The 13,941-nt window shown below is 60.1% G+C and carries 14 protein-coding genes; 11 read left to right on the top strand and 3 right to left on the bottom strand.

Annotated features, from left to right (window positions below; all coding sequences use genetic code 11):
• The first annotated feature begins 322 nt into the window (after positions 1 to 322).
• Positions 323 to 2,068, top strand: coding sequence for a methyl-accepting chemotaxis protein (locus tag PQR62_RS00740; protein ID WP_408153770.1), 1,746 nt, complete (start codon positions 323 to 325; stop codon positions 2,066 to 2,068).
• Between the two features lie 155 nt (positions 2,069 to 2,223).
• Here PQR62_RS00740 and PQR62_RS00735 read toward each other — a convergent pair whose 3' ends face one another.
• Positions 2,224 to 2,475: a hypothetical protein gene (locus PQR62_RS00735; RefSeq protein WP_408153768.1), complete on the bottom strand. Its 252-nt coding sequence runs from the start codon at positions 2,473 to 2,475 to the stop codon at positions 2,224 to 2,226.
• Between the two features lie 36 nt (positions 2,476 to 2,511).
• On the opposite strand from PQR62_RS00735, the gene PQR62_RS00730 reads away from it, so the two are divergent.
• From PQR62_RS00730 to PQR62_RS00710, 5 genes are all read left to right on the top strand, one after another.
• On the top strand, positions 2,512 to 3,633 hold the full coding sequence (locus tag PQR62_RS00730) for a branched-chain amino acid ABC transporter substrate-binding protein (RefSeq protein ID WP_408153766.1): 1,122 nt from the start codon (positions 2,512 to 2,514) through the stop codon (positions 3,631 to 3,633).
• A 113-nt stretch (positions 3,634 to 3,746) separates the two neighbouring features.
• Entirely contained in the window at positions 3,747 to 4,673 is a 927-nt protein-coding gene (gene livH, locus PQR62_RS00725) for a high-affinity branched-chain amino acid ABC transporter permease LivH (protein ID WP_408153764.1), read from the top strand.
• Between the two features lie 51 nt (positions 4,674 to 4,724).
• Positions 4,725 to 5,951, top strand: a complete 1,227-nt coding sequence (locus PQR62_RS00720) for a high-affinity branched-chain amino acid ABC transporter permease LivM (RefSeq protein ID WP_408154669.1) — start codon at positions 4,725 to 4,727, stop codon at positions 5,949 to 5,951.
• Positions 5,948 to 6,736 carry a high-affinity branched-chain amino acid ABC transporter ATP-binding protein LivG gene (gene livG, locus PQR62_RS00715; RefSeq protein WP_408153762.1) on the top strand — a complete coding sequence of 263 codons (789 nt, stop codon included), beginning with the start codon at positions 5,948 to 5,950 and terminating at the stop codon, positions 6,734 to 6,736. The genes PQR62_RS00720 and livG overlap by 4 nt, the downstream gene beginning before the upstream one ends.
• Positions 6,736 to 7,440, top strand: coding sequence for an ABC transporter ATP-binding protein (locus tag PQR62_RS00710; protein ID WP_408154667.1), 705 nt, complete (start codon positions 6,736 to 6,738; stop codon positions 7,438 to 7,440). Before livG ends, PQR62_RS00710 begins: the two co-directional genes overlap by 1 nt.
• A gap of 206 nt (positions 7,441 to 7,646) precedes the next feature.
• On the opposite strand, the gene PQR62_RS00705 is transcribed toward PQR62_RS00710, so the two are convergent.
• Entirely contained in the window at positions 7,647 to 8,072 is a 426-nt protein-coding gene (locus PQR62_RS00705; protein ID WP_408153760.1) for a hypothetical protein, read from the bottom strand.
• 209 nt (positions 8,073 to 8,281) lie between these two features.
• Positions 8,282 to 9,085 carry an IclR family transcriptional regulator gene (locus PQR62_RS00700; RefSeq protein WP_408153758.1) on the bottom strand — a complete coding sequence of 268 codons (804 nt, stop codon included), beginning with the start codon at positions 9,083 to 9,085 and terminating at the stop codon, positions 8,282 to 8,284.
• A 258-nt stretch (positions 9,086 to 9,343) separates the two neighbouring features.
• Here PQR62_RS00700 and PQR62_RS00695 point away from each other — a divergent pair, with 258 nt between their 5' ends.
• The 5 genes from PQR62_RS00695 (at position 9,344) to PQR62_RS00675 (ending at position 13,917) form a co-directional block, all read left to right on the top strand.
• Positions 9,344 to 10,180, top strand: a complete 837-nt coding sequence (locus PQR62_RS00695) for an ABC transporter substrate-binding protein (protein WP_408153756.1) — start codon at positions 9,344 to 9,346, stop codon at positions 10,178 to 10,180.
• Positions 10,181 to 10,431: 251 nt separating this feature from the next.
• Positions 10,432 to 11,130 carry an amino acid ABC transporter permease gene (locus tag PQR62_RS00690; protein ID WP_408153754.1) on the top strand — a complete coding sequence of 233 codons (699 nt, stop codon included), beginning with the start codon at positions 10,432 to 10,434 and terminating at the stop codon, positions 11,128 to 11,130.
• A 1-nt stretch (position 11,131) separates the two neighbouring features.
• Positions 11,132 to 11,836, top strand: coding sequence for an amino acid ABC transporter permease (locus tag PQR62_RS00685; protein WP_408153752.1), 705 nt, complete (start codon positions 11,132 to 11,134; stop codon positions 11,834 to 11,836).
• A complete protein-coding gene (locus PQR62_RS00680; RefSeq protein WP_408153750.1) occupies positions 11,836 to 12,564 on the top strand; it encodes an amino acid ABC transporter ATP-binding protein in 729 nt (242 codons plus the stop codon). The genes PQR62_RS00685 and PQR62_RS00680 overlap by 1 nt, the downstream gene beginning before the upstream one ends.
• Before the next feature lie 150 nt (positions 12,565 to 12,714).
• Positions 12,715 to 13,917, top strand: coding sequence for a pyridoxal phosphate-dependent aminotransferase (locus PQR62_RS00675; RefSeq protein WP_408153748.1), 1,203 nt, complete (start codon positions 12,715 to 12,717; stop codon positions 13,915 to 13,917).
• Positions 13,918 to 13,941: the final 24 nt, after the last annotated feature.

Genomic DNA, 13,941 nt, shown 5'->3' with positions numbered 1-13,941 from the left:
TTCAATTGTGCTATATTGCTTCGGAATATTCCAAAATGGAATATTTCAAATAAAATAAAAACGCACGCCGAACCCGGCAATCAAGTGCAAATTCAATCGGACAGGCAAACCATCGCAGGGGATGAGGATGCAAACGGCAGGGTATTCATGCACATCGTTGCGTGCACCGGCTGCGGCCCGCATTGTAGACCGGCAGCAGGGTTTGCGCCGGCCTTCGGTGCTGTGCCGCAGCCGCCCGTGCTTATCGGATGGCTGCGGACTCTGCATGCCTGGCAAATAAACCGTCAACCAAATCAGCAAACAAATACAGGGGTAGGAAATCATGCAGTGGTTCTATGACTTGAAGATCGCCAAGAAGCTGTTTGTCTCGTTCATCGCGGTGCTGGCAATGACTGCGGTGCTGGGGCTGTTTTCTCTGCAGCAACTGGTGATGGTGAAGGACAGTGCGGCGTTCATCGCCGGCGAGTCGCTGCCGGGCGTGCGCATTGCGCTGGAAATGAAGAACACCCTGAACCGCATCCGCGTCGCCGAGCTGCAGAGCATTCTGTCCGACAACGTGTTCGATTCGGCCGACTATGAAGCGCGCACCGGCAAGGAAATGCAGACTTTCAAGAAATCGGGCGAGGAATATTCGCAGCGCAATCTGAGTGCCGAAGAACAGGCCCTGTATTCGCAGATGGTCAAGAATTTTGCCGGCTACATGGACGAAAGCCGCAAGGCCATCGGCCTGTCGCGCGAGAGCCGCAAGGAAGAGGCGCGCGATCTGATTCGCGGCGAATCGACGCGGCTGTTTGAGGCCATGAGCGTTCAACTGGACCGGGTCGGGCAGATTGCCCAGCAGGGCGCCATCGATGCCACCTCCAGGGCGCGCGCCAGCTTCCAGCGCTCGTTTGCGATCATCGTGGCCTTACTGGCCGGTGCGGTGGTCATCGGTCTGCTGCTGGCGGCATGGCTGTCGCGCATTGTGGCGCGGCCGCTGACGCGTGCGGTGCAGTTGGCGACCCAGGTGGCCGAGGGCGATCTGACGGCGCGCATCGATGCGCACTCGCGCGATGAAACCGGTCAGCTGATGCATGCGCTGCAGGGCATGAACGATGCCTTGATGTCTATCGTCGGCAAGGTGCGCGCCGGCACCGAAGCCATCAATGTTGCCTCGCGCGAAATTGCCAGCGGCAACATGGACCTGTCATTGCGCACCGAGCAGCAGGCTGGCGCGCTGGAAGAGAGCGCAGCCTCGGTCGAGCAACTGACTTCCACCGTGCGGCAAAACGCCGACAACGCCTTGCAGGCCAATCAACTGGCGCAATCGGCCTCGGCGATGGCGGGCAAGGGCGGTGCAGTGGTGGAGCAGGTGGTGGCGACCATGGGCGCCATCAATGCTTCATCGCGCAAGATCGTCGACATCATCGCGGTGATCGACGGCATCGCCTTCCAGACCAATATCCTGGCGTTGAATGCGGCGGTCGAAGCGGCGCGCGCCGGTGAACAGGGGCGCGGTTTCGCAGTAGTAGCGTCCGAGGTGCGCAATCTGGCGCAGCGTTCGGCAGCAGCGGCCAAGGAAATCAAGGGCCTGATCGGCGATTCGGTGGACAAGGTCGAATCCGGCAGCAAGCTGGTGGAGCAGGCCGGCATGACCATGAGCGAAGTGGTCGACAGCGTGCGCCGCGTGAGCGACATCGTGGCTGAGATTACCGCCGCCAGTCAGGAGCAGAGCTCGGGCATCGAGCAGGTGAATCAGGCCATCGCGCAGATGGATCAGGTCACGCAGCAGAATGCGGCGCTGGTGGAGCAGGCGGCCGCTGCGGCGCAATCGCTGCAGGATCAGGCCGGCAATCTGTCGCAGGTGGTCAGCGTATTCAAGATCGATGCTGCTCTTGCAGGCGCAACCGCAGCACCGCTGCACATTGCCGTACCGGCACATGCAAAGACTCCGCCTTTGAAGGAAAAGGATGTGACGCCGGCGTCGTCGCGCATCGAAGCCGGAGCCAGGCGCAAGCCTGCAGGTCTGCCTGCCTCTTCCGGGTCTGCCCATTCGGCCAATGCGCAGGAGGACTGGGAGCAGTTCTGATCGCTGATTTGCCGGCTGACGGACGCAGGGCAGGCGCAGGCAGATAGAGACAGTCAGGCCGATCCAGGCAATACACCGGAAGCTACTCGGAAAAAGCGCCGCCCTTTCAGCAAGAAGCGGCGGCGCTTTTGCTGAAGGGCACGCCACTCACAAGCTCAGCGCGCAAGTGGCGCGCCGCTGCGCAGCAGCAATAAACGGGATTCGGCAATTTTGTTATAAAACAAAAAAAGAACGGTCTGCATGAATAAAATATGCAAATCATCCGGGGGGAAAGTGAAAAAACGAAAGAAATGCTTGTTCTTCCAAAATTTTAATGCTGAATATTTCGATGATGTTACACTCTGCCCCCATGGCTCGAAAGGCAAGAAGAAACGAGGCCCAACGTGCGATTGCGCGCTATTGCGCATCGCTCTTTGTGATGAACAGCTAATGGAGAACCGTCGATGAATTCCCTCAACCGTCTGACCAAGATCGCTTTTGCAGTCGCCGCTTTTGCCGGCACCATGGGCGCAGCCCAGGCTGAAACCGTGAAGATCGCCATTGCCGGCCCGATGACCGGCGCCGTCGCCCAATATGGCGACATGGTGAAGGCCGGCGCGCTGACCGCAGTCGAGCAGATCAATGCTGCCGGCGGCGCCAACGGCAACAAGTTCGAAGTGGTGTTGATGGACGACGCCTGCGAACCGAAGCAAGCAGTGGCCGTGGCCAACAAGATCGTCAGCGACGGCATCAAATATGTGATCGGCCATGTGTGCTCGGGTTCGACCATTCCGGCCTCCGACATCTATGAAAACGAAGGCGTGGTGATGATTACGCCATCCGCCACTGCGCCGCAGCTGACCGAAGCCAAACCGCACAAATTCATTTTCCGTACCATCGGCCGCGACGACCAGCAAGGTCCTGCCGCGGCCCGTTATGTGATCGAAAAGCTGAAGCCGAAGAAGGCTGCCGTGCTGCACGACAAGCAATCCTACGGTCAGGGCGTGGCGACTTCGGTCAAGAACGCGCTGGACGCGGCCAAGATTCCGGTCGCCGTGTTTGAAGGCATCAATGCCGGCGACAGCGATTACTCGGCGGTCATCACCAAGCTCAAATCGCAAGGCGTGGACTTCGTCTACTTCGGCGGCTATCACCCGGAAATGGGTCTGATTATGCGCCAGGCGCGTGAGCAAGGCGTCAAGGCCGTGTTCATGGGCCCTGAAGGCGTCGGTAACAAGGACATCACCGCGATTGCCGGCCCGGCCTCCGAAGGCATGCTGGTGACATTGCCGGCCGACTTTGCCGCCGATCCTGCCAATGCCGCGCTGGTCAAGGCTTTCGCTGCGCAAAAGCGCGATCCTAACGGGCCGTTCCAGATGCCTGCCTATTCGGGCGTGAAGATCATCGCTGACGCCATCGCCGGCGCCAAGTCGACCGATCCGACCAAGGTCGCGGCGTATATCCATGCCAACAGCTTCAAGACCCCGATCGGCACCGTTGAATACGACAAGAAGGGCGATCTGAAATCCTTCAAGTTCGTGGTCTACACCTGGCACAAAGACGCCTCCAAGACCGAAGCCAAGTAATCCGCGCCTTGCGTGCGATTGCCTGAACCGAAGTCCCCGAGGAAACGCTCTCAGGCCTCCCACCAAATGCCCCATTGCAGTCCGGATGGGGCATTTGCACTTCTCTCAATGCTATGAATGAATTGCTCCCGCAACTGACCCAGCAGCTCGTCAACGGGCTGTCACTGGGCGCGATCTATGCGCTGATCGCCATCGGCTACACCATGGTCTACGGCATCATCGGCATGATCAATTTCGCCCACGGCGAGATCTACATGATTGCGTCTTACGTCGGCCTGGTGACGCTCACCGCCATCGGCGTGCAGAGCGGTTATCCGCTGCCGCTGCTGCTGGGCGGCGCGCTGATCGTCTCCGTGCTGGTCACCGGCCTGTACGGCTGGACCGTGGAGCGCGTGGCTTACCGGCCCTTGCGCGGCGGGCCGCGTCTGGTGCCGCTGATCTCGGCCATCGGCATGTCGATCTTCCTGCAGAACTATGTGCAGCTCGGTCAGGGCTCGCGCGACATGTCGGTGCCGGTGCTGATCTCCGGCGCCTTCGAGTTCCAGATGGGCAGCGACTTCACGGTCACCATTCCGTATTCGCGCATGATCATCGTCGGCGTCACGCTGGTGCTGATGGCGGCGCTGACGCTGTTCATCGCGCGCTCGCGCATGGGTCGTGCCTGCCGCGCCTGCGCCGAGGACATGGGCATGGCCAATCTGCTCGGCATCGACACCAATCGCGTGATCTCTTTCACCTTTGTGCTGGGCGCGATGCTGGCGGCGGTCGGCGGCGTGCTGATCGCGCTGACCATCGGCAAGCTCAATCCTTACATCGGCTTCATCGCCGGCATCAAGGCCTTCACGGCTGCGGTGCTGGGCGGCATCGGCAGCATTCCAGGCGCCATGCTGGGCGGCGTGCTGCTGGGACTGGCCGAAACCTTCGCCGCCGGTTATCTGCCGGCCGAATACAAGGATGTGGTGTCGTTCGGGCTGCTGGTGCTGATTCTGCTGTTCCGTCCGACCGGTCTGTTGGGCAAGCCCGACATTGAAAAAGTCTGAGCCACGGCAAGACGCCAAGCAAAAACGCACCGAGAGAATACAAGGATGCATATGCCTCTGAATCTGAAAAACGCCGTGGCGGCGGCGCTGGTAACCGCCATTCTGACCATTCCCATGCTGGGCCTGCAGCTCAAGCTGGAAGGCTATCGCGTGGTGCTGCAGGCGCACTGGACGCCGGTGCTGCTGGCGATGCTGGCGGTGTTCGTGTTCCAGCTGATCAAGCCTGCATTGTTGCGCACCAAAGCCGGCATTAAGTTGCCCGCCATGCCGCGCATGCAGCCGCGCCAGCAACGCGCCGGTCTGCTGCTGTTGCTGGTGGTGGCGCTGGTCTGGCCCTTCTTCGGCTCGCGCGGCTATGTCGACGTGATGACGCTGGCGCTGATCTACGTGGTGCTGGGTCTGGGCCTGAATATCGTGGTCGGCTTCGCCGGTCTGCTCGATCTCGGCTATGTCGGTTTTTATGCCGTGGGCGGCTACACCTACGCGCTGCTGAATCAATATTTCGGTTTCAGCTTCTGGGAATGCCTGCCGCTGGCGGCCGGCGCTTCGGCGCTGTTCGGCTTCCTGCTGGGCTTCCCGGTGCTGCGTCTGCGCGGCGATTATCTGGCCATCGTGACGCTGGGCTTCGGTGAAATCATCCGCCTGCTGCTCAACAACATGACCGGTCTGACCGGCGGCCCGGACGGCGTGTCGGGCATCCCCAAGCCGACCGTGTTCGGCATCGAAATGGCGCGCAGCGCCAGCGTCGAAGGCGGCACCACCTTCCATGAAATGCTGGGCCTGACATATCAGGGCGCGCACATGGTGATCTTCCTGTATTTCCTGGCGCTGCTGATGGTGCTGTTCACCTACTTCGTCACCAGCCGCCTGCTGCGCATGCCCATGGGGCGCGCCTGGGAAGCCTTGCGCGACGATGAAATCGCCTGCCGTTCGCTGGGCATCAACCCGACCCGCATCAAGCTCTCGGCCTTCACGCTGGGCGCCGCCTTCGCCGGTCTGGCCGGCGCCTTCTTCGCCGCACGCCAGGGGCTGGTGACGCCGGAATCCTTTACCTTCATCGAGTCGGCGCTGATTCTCGCCATCGTGGTGCTGGGCGGCATGGGTTCGCAGCTGGGCGTGATTCTGGCGGCAATCCTGTTGACCGTGCTGCCGGAAGTGGCGCGCAGTTTTGCAGAATACCGGATGCTGATTTTCGGTCTGGTGATGGTGCTGATGATGATGTGGCGGCCGCAAGGCCTGCTGCCGGCCAGCCGTCCGCATGTGGAGTTGCCGCAATGAGCCAAAACAATCAATCCTCTTCGCCGCGCTTGCTGGACGTCGCCGATCTGTCGATGCGCTTCGGCGGTCTGCTGGCGGTGGACGGCGTATCGCTGACCGTGCACGAGAAAGAAGTGTTCGCCATCATCGGTCCCAACGGCGCCGGCAAGACCACGGTGTTCAATTGCATCAGCGGTTTCTATCAGCCGAGCTCCGGCCAGATTCGTCTGCAGGATGTGTCGATTGCGCGCAAGCCCAGTCATGAAGTGGCTTTGCAGGGGCTGGTGCGCACTTTCCAGAACATCCGCCTGTTCAAGTCGCTGACGGTGCTGGAAAACCTGCTGGTGGCGCAGCATCGCCAGGTCAACACCAATCTGCTGTCCGGCCTGTTGAAGCTGCCTTCCTATCGCCGTTCCGAAAAGGAGGCGCTGCAACGCGCCGCCGAATGGCTGGAGCGACTGGGCCTGACCGCCTATGCCAATCGCGAAGCCGGCACCTTGTCTTACGGCATGCAGCGGCGCGTCGAAATCGCGCGCTGCATGATCACCAGGCCGCGCCTGTTGCTGCTGGATGAGCCGGCCGCCGGCCTCAATCCGCAAGAGAAGCAGGAACTGCAGCAACTGATCGATCGTCTGCGCCGGGAGCATGGCGTGGCGGTGCTGCTGATCGAACACGACATGAGCCTGATCATGGGCATTTCCGACCGCATTCTGGTGATGGAGCACGGCAAGCCCATCGTCACCGGCACACCGGAACAAGTGCGCAGCGATGAGCGCGTGATCAAGGCTTACCTGGGAGAAGAATGATGCTGCAGTTTGAACAGGTACATACCCACTACGGCGCCATCGAGGCGCTGCACGGCGTGTCCTTGAACGTGGAAAAGGGCGAGATCGTCACCCTGATCGGCGCCAACGGCGCCGGCAAGACGACACTGCTGATGACCTTGTGCGGCAAGCCGCGCGCCTCCAGCGGCCGCATCTTGTTTGAGGGCAAGGACATCACGCAGAGCGCCACGCATGAAATCATGCGCATGGGCATGGCGATTTCGCCGGAAGGGCGGCGCGTATTTCCCAGTCTGACCGTGCTGGAAAATCTCAAGATGGGCGCCTTCTTCGCCAGCAATGAAGAGATCGAGAAGGGCGTCGAGCATGTCTTCGGTCTGTTCCCGCGCCTCAAGGAAAGAGCGCACCAGCGCGCCGGCACCATGTCCGGCGGCGAGCAGCAGATGCTGGCCATCGGCCGCGCTCTGATGAGCAAGCCGCGCCTGCTGTTGCTGGACGAGCCCACGCTCGGTCTGGCGCCGCTGGTGATCGCGCAGATCTTCGAGATCATTCGCACCATCCGCGACAACGGCGTGACCGTATTCCTGGTCGAACAAAACGCCAACAAGGCGCTGGGCGTGGCCGACCGCGGCTACGTGCTGGAGAACGGCAATGTGGTGCTGGCCGACACCGGCGCCAATCTGCTGGCCAATGCCGATGTGCGCAAGGCTTATCTGGGGCATGCTTAGGCGCAAGGCTGAGTGCCTGAGCCGACACTGCATCTGATGGAAGCGGCTGACGGCGATGCGGTATTTTTGCTTCGCCTTCGACTGTTTCCATGTCGCGCCTATCTCCGCGCCAGCGGTCTTGTGCTTGCCCGCATGCCTGAGCCAGCCATCCAGCGCTTTGCCGCCTCATTCAAATCGGCTGTCCTGTTTCGGTACGGCTTGCCGCTTCATGATCTCTTGATCTTGCCTTGCGGGTTGTACATGCCTGAATTCTGATTTTGCGGCGGCGAGGGCGTGTAGCGGGTCTCCGATTTTTCCTTGCCGTCTTTTCCGTTCTTGTCCTTATCCTTTTCGTTGCCGTCAGTCTTGGCGCCGCCGGCGGCATCGGTCTTCTTTTGCGCCGCCTTTTTCAGTTCCAGATCCAGCTGTTTCTGCAGCTCGGCGATCTGCCGGTTGATCTGCTTGCGCATGGTGTCTGCCGTGGCTTTCGGGATTTTCGCACGGCTCACCTTGACCAGCTCGTTGCGCAAGGCAGCAATCCGCTTCTTGATGTTTTCCGGCTGATTCGCTTCCCTGGTCTGCTTGCGGATTTCTTCTCTGCTGGGCGGGCGCAACCCGCCGCCCGAGGTCAATAGCGTGCTTCTGGTTCGCATCTCCATCTCCGTTCTTGCGGTGGTAGATGGGATATCGAATGCGCGTGGAGATAACTGAGGGCTGACTCGAAATCAGCGATGAATATCGAAAGTTATTCGATATTGAGATCGATGGATGTGCGAGGTACGGACGACATGGCGATGTCGCGCAGCGCTGATGCCCTCAATGAAAAACGGCGCTCGCAGCAAGGCTGGAGCGCCGTCTTGTTTCAGGCATTGACCGGCGTTGGTTCGCGGTCGGGATGCAGGGCGAGTTCGTCGAAGATCTGACTGTTCGGATTGACATAGACGCCTTGTGCGCCCAGCCGTGCCGATAAATCCTGCGCCGCCGTCAGCAGCGTGGCGCGGATCAGATCGCTGTTGGACGGATCGAAGCGCTGCGACAAGCCGAAGATGGTCAATGAGCCGACGAAGGCATTGCCGGCGCCGAATACCGGCGCCGCCATCGACGACGACAGCAGATTGTTGATGCCGGTCGAAATGCAGACATAGCGGCCGTCCGATTTCGCATTGTTGCCCGGCACCGAAAAGAAACGCAGCACTTGCGAACTGGATGTTTTGTCGATGGCAAACAAGGAGCCGGTCTTGACCGTCGCCTTCACTGACTGGCCGGATTCCACCGCATACAGGCACAGGCGCATGTCTTGCTGCCTGATATAGAAGCAGGCGCTCTCGCCGGTTGCCTTCATCAGATTGTCGAGCGAGGGCAGGATGAAGTCGGCGTAGCTGAATTTTTCCTCGAAGGCCTTGCCCAGCTGGAAAGCGCGCGGCCCCAGCTGATACGAACTATCCTGTCTCTGCACCACATAGCCGTGCTTCACGAACGACAGCATGTAACGGCAGATTACACTCTTGAACAGGCCGGTCCGGTCTTCCAGTTCAGTCAGGCCCAGCGGGTCGGGGGCATCGATGAAGGCACTCAGAATCGCCAGGCTGCGTTCGGCGCCGAGCACGATGCGATCCGGTGCGGCTTCTTTCTCCGTCTTGTTAGTAGATGCTTTCTCTTTTTTCATAAATCGATGTCGAATTTCGGAATGAGCCGAGCGTACCATTTTTTAGACGCCGGTGCGGCGCACCAAAAGTCCGGCCGGATGCGCCCGTTTTGCACCTTCAAGTCGCAAGCGGTGCACCTTGCTGGTGATTTTGCACCGCATTGAAACGTGTTGTAAGTGCATGAAAATAAAAGGGAAATTATCCTTGTTTAAAAATCATAATGACATTATGATTTATTTCATGCAGTATTCGATGGTTCACAAACGAAAGGATGAAAAATGACTTTGGGGTTCAACATGAAGAAGCATCTGGGACTGGCTGCGGCCGTTCTTTCCTTCGCAGTTTGCTCGTCGGCGCATGCCGACCGTCTGGCCGACATCAAGGCGCGCGGCACCCTGATCTGTGCCACGTTGACCAGCAGTGAACCCCTGGGTTTTTCCGATCCTGAAACGCGTCAGGTGGTCGGTTTCGACGTCGACATGTGCGGCGCTGTCGCCAAGCAGCTGGGCGTCAAGCTGGAACACAAGGGCGTGTCGGTGGAAGCGCGTATTCCCGAGCTGACACTGGGTCGCGTCGATCTGGTTTCCGCAGCGCTGGGTTATACCAAAGAGCGCGCACAGCAGATCGAATTCACCTCGGCGCACTATCAGACCCCGATCAAGCTGATCGCGCACAGCGACGGCGGCTTCACCAAGACCGACGATCTGGCCGAAAAGCGCATCAGCGCCAACAAGGGTTCGACGCCTGAGCTGTATGCTCGCCGCGCGTTCCCGAAAGCCACCATCCTGACCTTCCAGGACACCCCGGCGGCCTTCCTGGCGCTGGCGCAGAACAAGGTGCAGGGCCTGGCGCTGTCGCAACCGTCGGGCGTACGTTTCGTCAATGAATCGGGCGGCAAGTACAAGTTCCTGGACGGCAGCCTGGCCTGGGAGCCGACTGCGCTGGGCGTGAAGAAGGATGAGCCGGCACTGCTGAAGGCCGTCAACGACGCGCTGGACAAGCTGGAAAAATCCGGCGAGATCGACGCGCTGTGGACCAAGTGGTTCGGCCCCAAGACCAAGTTCAACATCGTGCGTGAAAAGAAGCTGACACCGATCTCGGCCTTCCAGTCCTGATCTGCGCAGTCTGAAGTTTTGTTTTGAAGCGCAGCGATTCAATCCGGCTCTAGGTGCTGAATCGCTGCCGCAAGTCATTCTGATTCTGTCGTGCTGAATGCGTAGAGGCTGCGCCGGTCCGGCGCCAGGCCGGCTGTAACGCGGAATATGCGGAACACGCAGCGCCACGGCGAGCAGGGCAGGGCAGGGCCGCTTGGCCGCCTCCGTCTTCCTCTTCATCTTCATCTTTTACCTGTGCGAAAGCGACTTACATGCTCAATCTGGATTTCGGCGTTGTCCTGCACGGACAATACCTGAGCTGGCTGATCAACGGCGCCCTGACCACGATCTCGCTGTTCGCGGCGGCCTGGATCGCGGCCTTCGTGCTGGCGATCATGCTGGTGGCCCTGCGCGCGCTGGAACTGCGCCCGCTCGAATTCATCATCGCCGCCTATGTCAATTACCACCGCAATGTACCCGGCCTGGTGCAGATTTTCGTCTGGTACTTCGGCGTGCCGGAACTGTTGCCATCGTCGATTACCGGCTTCATCAACGACCACAACGGCGAATTCATCTTCGCGCTGATCGCGCTCTCGCTCAACTCGGCGGCCTACATGTCGGAAGACCTGCGTAGCGGTCTGCGCTCGGTGGCCGCCACCCAGATGGAAGCGGCGCGCGCACTCGGCCTGAGCTATGCGCAATCCATGCGCGACGTGCTGCTGCCGCAGGCCATCCGCATCTCGGTGCCGCCGCTGATCAATCAGTCGCTGAGTCTGTTCAAGTCCACCAGTCTGGCGATGGCCATCGGCGTGGCGGAAATGACCTACGCCAGCCGCCAGATCGAAAACGAAACCTATCGCACCTTCGAAACCTTTGCGCTGGCCTCGGCCTTCTATTTGCTGATGTCGTGGGGAATCATGGCGCTCGGCGCGTATTACAACGGCAGGCATCTGCAAGTGAAGGGGCGCTGACATGCTGGACATTCTCAACATTCTCAAAACCTATGGCGTGCAACTGCTGATCGGCGAATTTCCGCACGGTCCGCTGGGCGGCTTGTCGTTGACCCTGATTCTGGCGGTCAGCGGTCTGATCTGTTCTTTCCCGCTGGCAGTGCTGTTCGGCATCGCCCGCACCAGCACCATCCGCTGGATCGCGCTGCCGGCCGCCGCCATCGTGCATACCCTGCGCGGGCTGCCGGTGCTGATGCTGATTTTCTGGGCCTACTTCATCGTGCCGCTGATGATAGGCAAGACCATCTCCGGCACTACCACCGTGATCTGTGCACTGGTGGCCTATGAAACCGCCTTCCTCGGCGAAGTCATCAAGGCCGGCATCCAGGCAATTCCAAGCGGGCAGGTCGAAGCATCGCGTTCGCTCGGCATGGGCTACTTCCGCACGTTGCGCGAAGTGGTGCTGCCGCAGGCGCTGTTCAACATGATCCCCAGCATCCTGAATCAGCTGATTTCGCTGATCAAGAATACGTCGCTGGCTTACATCATCAGCGTCAACGAACTGACCTATGCCGCCTATCAGGTCAATTCCCAGTTGCTGACCAAGCCGTTCCAGGTTTATTTCCTGCTCGCGCTGATCTACTTCGCCATCTGCTACAGCCTCAGCTCGCTGGTCGGGCTGGTGGAAGGCAGAATCAAGAACAAACGTCAATTTAGGACCGTGTGATGATCCGATTCAATAATGTGAACAAGTGGTACGGCGAGTATCACGCCCTGCGCAACATCAATGAAGAAATCAAGCGCGGCGAAGTGGTGATCGTGTGCGGGCCGTCGGGCTCGGGCAAGTCGACGCTGATCCGCACCATCAATCGTCTGGAGCCGATCAACGACGGCCAGATCTATGTCGATGGCAAGGATATCTACGGCAATGGCGTCGATATCAACCAGCTGCGCAGCCGCATCGGTTTCGTATTCCAGTCCTTCAATCTGTTCCCGCACATGAGCGTGGTGCGTAACGTGATGCTGGCCACCATGCGGGTGCTCAAGCTCAACGACAAGCAGGCGCGCGATGCCGCCATGGTGTTGCTCGACAAGGTCGGTCTGGCCAACAAGGCCGAGGCCTATCCCGGTCAACTGTCGGGCGGCCAGCAGCAGCGCGTGGCGATTGCCCGTGCGCTGGCGATGAAGCCGCCGGTGATGCTGTTCGATGAACCGACCAGCGCGCTCGATCCGGAAATGGTGGGCGAAGTCCTGCAAGTCATGAAGCAGCTCGCCAGCGAAGGCATGACCATGATCTGCGTCACGCACGAAATGGGCTTTGCCCGCGAAGTGGCCGACCGTCTGATCTTCATGGCCGACGGCGAAGTGCTGGAACGCGCCACGCCTCAGGATTTCTTCGAGCGGCCGCAGCATCCGCGTGCGCAGAAATTCGTAGCCGATATTCGTCACGCCTGATTCAACGATCGAGGATTCATCAGACATTTTCATTCGCTAATTTTTCAAGCAAGCGCGCGTCATCACGAACAAGAGCGGCAGCCTGTAAGCAAAAGCCGGCCGGCGTGCACAGCATCATTCACACATAACGACATCTCACGAGATCATTTCATGGCCTTCCTTTCAGATTCGCTCGCCCGCATCAAACCATCCGCCACCATCGCTGTCAGCCAGAAGGCGCGTGAACTCAAGGCCGCCGGCCGCAACGTCATCGCACTCAGCTCCGGTCAGCCCGACTTCGACACGCCCGACAACATCAAGCGCGCCGCTTTCGAGGCCATCACCCGCGGCGAGACCAAGTACACCGCAGTTGCCGGCATCACCGAACTGCGCGAAGCCGTGGTCGGCAAGTTCAAGCGCGAGAACCAGCTCGACTACACCGTGGCCCAGACCATCGTCTCCAACGGCGGCAAGCAAGTCATCGCCAACGCGCTGATGGCCACCGTCAATCCCGGCGACGAAGTGATCGTGCCGGCGCCTTACTGGGTCTCCTATCCAGAGCTGGTCGCCCTGTGCGGCGGCAGCGTGGTGTATGCCAATACGTCGCGCGCCAACAATTACAAGCTGACTGCCGCCGAGCTGGAAGCTGCGATCACGCCGCGCACCAAATGGCTGATGTTCAATTCGCCATGCAATCCGACCGGCGCGGCTTACACCCGCGAAGAACTGCAATCGCTGGCTGCCGTGCTGGTGCGTCATCCGCACGTCTGGATTCTGAGCGACGATATCTACGAGCACCTGACCTACGGCGACTTCAAGTTCACCACGCCGGCACAGATTGCCCCCGAGCTGTATGAGCGCACGCTGACCATGAACGGCGTCTCCAAGGCCTATGCCATGACCGGCTGGCGCATCGGCTATGCCGCCGGCCCGCTGCAACTGATCAAGGCCATGGAAAAGGTGCAGGGCCAGACCACCTCAGGCGCCAGCTCGGTGTCGCAATGGGCGGCAGTGGAAGCCCTGACCGGCCCGCAGGATTATCTGGACATGAGCCGCAAGGTGTTCCAGGAGCGTCGTGATCTGGTGGTCGGCATGCTCAACGATGCCGAAGGCCTGGATTGCCCGGTGCCGGAAGGCGCGTTCTACGTGTTCCCGTCTTGCCAGAACCTGATCGGCAAGCGCACCGAAGGCGGTGCAGTGATTCAGACCGATGAAGATTTCGTGTCGGCATTGCTGCAGGCTGAAGGCGTGGCGCTGGTGCATGGCAGCGCCTTCGGCCAGGGCCCCAACTTCCGTTTGTCGTATGCCGCGGCGACCGAAGAACTGCGTGAAGCCTGCACCCGCGTGCAGCGTTTCTGCTCGACGCTGCGCTAAACAGCAGCAAGCGCAATGGACGAA

Origin of the sequence: Herbaspirillum lusitanum (assembly GCF_046025995.1) — a bacterium.
Classification (GTDB): Bacteria; Pseudomonadota; Gammaproteobacteria; order Burkholderiales; family Burkholderiaceae_D; genus Herbaspirillum; species Herbaspirillum lusitanum_A.
This window is presented reverse-complemented; position numbering and strand designations above follow the sequence as displayed.

Excerpts from the sequence above, each read along its gene's own strand:
- PQR62_RS00740 (WP_408153770.1), top strand. The coding sequence starts at position 323 with ATGCAGTGGTTCTATGACTTGAAGATCGCCAAGAAGCTGTTTGTCTCG.
- PQR62_RS00735 (WP_408153768.1), bottom strand. The coding sequence starts at position 2,475 with ATGCGCAATAGCGCGCAATCGCACGTTGGGCCTCGTTTCTTCTTGCCT.
- PQR62_RS00730 (WP_408153766.1), top strand. The coding sequence starts at position 2,512 with ATGAATTCCCTCAACCGTCTGACCAAGATCGCTTTTGCAGTCGCCGCT.
- livH (WP_408153764.1), top strand. The coding sequence starts at position 3,747 with ATGAATGAATTGCTCCCGCAACTGACCCAGCAGCTCGTCAACGGGCTG.
- PQR62_RS00720 (WP_408154669.1), top strand. The coding sequence starts at position 4,725 with ATGCCTCTGAATCTGAAAAACGCCGTGGCGGCGGCGCTGGTAACCGCC.
- livG (WP_408153762.1), top strand. The coding sequence starts at position 5,948 with ATGAGCCAAAACAATCAATCCTCTTCGCCGCGCTTGCTGGACGTCGCC.
- PQR62_RS00710 (WP_408154667.1), top strand. The coding sequence starts at position 6,736 with ATGCTGCAGTTTGAACAGGTACATACCCACTACGGCGCCATCGAGGCG.
- PQR62_RS00705 (WP_408153760.1), bottom strand. The coding sequence starts at position 8,072 with ATGCGAACCAGAAGCACGCTATTGACCTCGGGCGGCGGGTTGCGCCCG.
- PQR62_RS00700 (WP_408153758.1), bottom strand. The coding sequence starts at position 9,085 with ATGAAAAAAGAGAAAGCATCTACTAACAAGACGGAGAAAGAAGCCGCA.
- PQR62_RS00695 (WP_408153756.1), top strand. The coding sequence starts at position 9,344 with ATGACTTTGGGGTTCAACATGAAGAAGCATCTGGGACTGGCTGCGGCC.
- PQR62_RS00690 (WP_408153754.1), top strand. The coding sequence starts at position 10,432 with ATGCTCAATCTGGATTTCGGCGTTGTCCTGCACGGACAATACCTGAGC.
- PQR62_RS00685 (WP_408153752.1), top strand. The coding sequence starts at position 11,132 with ATGCTGGACATTCTCAACATTCTCAAAACCTATGGCGTGCAACTGCTG.
- PQR62_RS00680 (WP_408153750.1), top strand. The coding sequence starts at position 11,836 with ATGATCCGATTCAATAATGTGAACAAGTGGTACGGCGAGTATCACGCC.
- PQR62_RS00675 (WP_408153748.1), top strand. The coding sequence starts at position 12,715 with ATGGCCTTCCTTTCAGATTCGCTCGCCCGCATCAAACCATCCGCCACC.